General features: G+C 65.3%; 4 protein-coding genes and 1 pseudogene. 2 read left to right on the forward strand and 3 right to left on the reverse strand.

Translation table 11 applies throughout. The features are described 5' to 3' along the window. Both ACK42S_RS16960 and ACK42S_RS16965 read left to right on the forward strand, forming a co-directional pair. Positions 1-289, forward strand: a 289-nt coding sequence (locus tag ACK42S_RS16960) for a DUF3108 domain-containing protein (protein ID WP_409710324.1), incomplete at its 5' end; no start/stop codon positions are given. A 153-nt stretch (positions 290-442) separates the two neighbouring features. Continuing rightward, positions 443-733 (forward strand): DUF3567 domain-containing protein, encoded by a 291-nt coding sequence (locus ACK42S_RS16965; protein WP_043700183.1) that lies wholly within the window; start codon positions 443-445, stop codon positions 731-733. A gap of 60 nt (positions 734-793) precedes the next feature. On the opposite strand, the gene ACK42S_RS16970 is transcribed toward ACK42S_RS16965, so the two are convergent. The 3 genes and pseudogenes from ACK42S_RS16970 to ACK42S_RS16980 form a co-directional block, all read right to left on the reverse strand. Further along, a complete protein-coding gene (locus ACK42S_RS16970) occupies positions 794-1816 on the reverse strand; it encodes a cytochrome-c peroxidase (protein WP_224440954.1) in 1023 nt (340 codons plus the stop codon). A 207-nt stretch (positions 1817-2023) separates the two neighbouring features. Then, a complete protein-coding gene (locus ACK42S_RS16975; RefSeq protein WP_043700177.1) occupies positions 2024-2539 on the reverse strand; it encodes a Dps family protein in 516 nt (171 codons plus the stop codon). Between the two features lie 191 nt (positions 2540-2730). Further along, positions 2731-2922: pseudogene (locus ACK42S_RS16980) on the reverse strand (methyl-accepting chemotaxis protein); the annotation flags it as partial.

Consider the following 2922-nt stretch of genomic DNA (forward strand, 5'->3'; position numbering starts at 1 on the left):
GGGCGACGCCGGCGCAGGCGCGGGCCGGCGCTGGCGCATCCCCGTGGTGGGGCTGGGCGGGCTCGAGCACTGGTCGTTCGAGGCCGTCGGCAGGGAGCGCATCACACTGCCTTCGGGCGAAACGGACGCGTTGCACGTGCGCCGCCTCGCCAGCGAACGCGCGCTGGACGTGGACCTGTGGTACAGCCCGGCCCTGCCCGGTCTGCCGGTGCGCATCGTGCTGCAGCAGCCCAACGGCGACCGGGTGGACCAGCGCCTGCGCGAATGGCCCGCCGTGCCGCCCTCCTGAGCGCCGACTACGCGCGCAGTGTTGGGATGGACGCCCCCTCTTGAAATCCGCCCGCCGGGAACCGATATCAGGGACGAGCGGTCCGTGTCGGGTGCCCCCGTACCCAGCGTCCCGCGACTTGCAGGGACAATCTGTTTCGAGGATAGTGTGGTCATGCACATGCTCTACAACTCCGACAGCTTCGCGGTGGTCCACATCCTGGCCAACGCCCAGGAGGTGGCGAGCGCGGCCGAGGGCGATGCGCCCCGTCCGGTGCTGCCGCGTCACGGCTTCGAAATCGTGGACAAGCGCTCCGGCAAGGAGGTGTACCTGGACGGCTCCTGGGCCGAGCTGTTCCAGCAGCAAATCGAGTCGTGGCAGCGCGACACGCCGACCCAAGAAGAGGTCGAGGACACGCTGGAACGCTACGCCTCGCTCGCGCAGATGCCGCTGGTGGTGCACTGAGCAGGAGCAGTGCGGTGGCCGCGCGCTGGGCGGCCACCCCTGTCGGCCCGGCGTTGGTCGTCAGTCAAACGGACGGGGCCGCGGCGTCTTTTCGGTGGAAGGCGGCAGGATCGGGAGCTGGAACACCGGCTGCTCCCCCGTCAGCGTCTTGAGAAACGCCACGAGCTGGGCGTTCTCCTCGGGCGTGAATTTTTTACCCAACTGCAGACGCCCCATCACATCCACCGCTTCGGACAACGACCACACGGCCCCATCGTGGAAGTACGGATAGGTCAACTCGACGTTGCGCAGTGCCGGCACTTTGAAGGTAAAGCGGTCGATCTCCTTGCCCGTCACGGCCGAGCGTCCCTCCACCCCCGGCGAAGCGGATTTGTAGGGCGCCACGACGCCCATTTTTTGGAAAGAGTTGCCGCCCAGGTTCGGGCCGTTGTGGCAGGCCACGCAGCCGCTCTCGTTGAAGAGCTTGTAGCCGGCCAGCTCGTCCTTGGTCAGCGCCTGCTTGTTGCCCAGCAGGTATTGGTCGAAGCGCGAGTTGGGCGTGACCAACGTTTTCTCGAACTCCGCGATCGCATCGGTGACCATGTCGATATCGATCTTGTCCTTGCCGTAGATGAGCTTGAACTCCCGGGCATACGCGGGGATCGATTGCAGCACGTCCACGGCCAGCGTGTGCGTAAATGCCATCTCCCCGGGATTGGCGATCGGCCCACCCGCCTGTTCCTTGAGGTCGGCCGCTCGGCCGTCCCAGAACTGGGCGAGGTTGAGGCTGGAGTTGAGCACGGTCGGCGCGTTGATGGGGCCCTTTTGCCAGCGATCCCCGATCGAGGTGCTGATGTTGTCGGTGCCGCCCATGCTCAGGTTGTGACACGAATTACACGAGATGAAGCCCGACTTCGACAGCCGAGGATCGAAGTAGAGCTTTTTGCCCAGCTCGACCTTGCCCAAGTCGATCTGTTTGGGTGGCTGGATGGGGGCATACAGGCGATCGAAAGAGTCACTCTGCGCCACCGCAACCGCACCACCCGCGGCGAGTGCGGCCACGACGGCTGCCATGCGAATACGACGCATCGATCTCGTTGTCATGGTGGGATCCTTTCTCCGATGTTGACCGCAAGGCCGGTGCCCATCCGGCGCGCGGCAAAGACCATGCTAGGCGCATGGTCACCGAAGAATTTGACCCGCATCAAAGATCAGGGATATCCCTGATTGACACGCTGCATCATCAAAATAGCCGCCCCCTATGAAGAATCCCAGGGGCGGCTGCAACAGCGCGCAAAATCGTGCACGCGCTCAGGCTTCCAGCAAGCTACGCAGCATCCACGCCGTCTGTTCGTGCACGGCCAGCCGCTGCGTCAACAAGTCAGCGGTCGGCTCGTCGTGCGCTTGGTCCACCAACGGGAAGAGGCTGCGCGCCGTGCGCGCCACCGTCTCGTGGCCCTGTACGAGCATGCGCACCATTTCCAGCGCCTTGGGAGGCTCGGTCGGCGCATCCGGCACGGCACTCAGGCGCGCAAACTCCGCGTACGACCCTGGCGCGACATGGCCCAGCGCCCGAATGCGCTCGGCAATCGGGTCCACCGCGTTCCACAGCTCCGTGTACTGCTGCATGAACATATCGTGCAGCGTGTTGAACATGGGCCCGGTAACGTTCCAGTGGAAATTGTGCGTGGTGAGGTACAACGTATACGTGTCCGCCAGCAACCGGCTCAGCCCCTGCGCAATCGCTGCGCGATCTTGCGCATCAATGCCGATATCGATATCGGTGCCACCACGCACGGCAGCCAACCGGGAAGACTTTTTGGCCATGACAGACTCCGTCTACAACTACGCCTGATGGAGCCCCATCCTCCATCGCATTACCGGCCCCCATCTTAGCCGTAAAACGGGCCATCTCGCGCGCTTTGACCCCCGCCGCGCGCGCTTCCAGCCCGGCTTAAGCCCGCAGCCACTGTCTTCCCCCGGGAACGGGCGGCATACCCACCGCCACACACCGCGCCTTAGTTGGGAAGCAATGCCGCTGCCCCCGCGCGCAGCGGAGCCACCACGGGTGCCGCCGCGGCCGCGTCGCCCGTGCGGAATTGCGCCACCACCTGCAGCAGCGCCTGCGCCTGGGTGTTGAGGCTGGCAGCCGCCGCCGCGGCCTGCTCCACCAGCGCCGCATTCTGCTGCGTCGTGCTGTCGAGCTGCCC

The organism is Caldimonas sp., from assembly GCF_046289365.1.
Classification (GTDB): domain Bacteria; phylum Pseudomonadota; class Gammaproteobacteria; order Burkholderiales; family Burkholderiaceae_C; genus Caldimonas.

Coding starts and splice junctions, on each gene's coding strand:
- ACK42S_RS16965 (WP_043700183.1), top strand. CDS start 443: ATGCACATGCTCTACAACTCCGACAGCTTCGCGGTGGTCCACATCCTG.
- ACK42S_RS16975 (WP_043700177.1), bottom strand. CDS start 2,539: ATGGCCAAAAAGTCTTCCCGGTTGGCTGCCGTGCGTGGTGGCACCGAT.
- ACK42S_RS16970 (WP_224440954.1), bottom strand. CDS start 1,816: ATGACAACGAGATCGATGCGTCGTATTCGCATGGCAGCCGTCGTGGCC.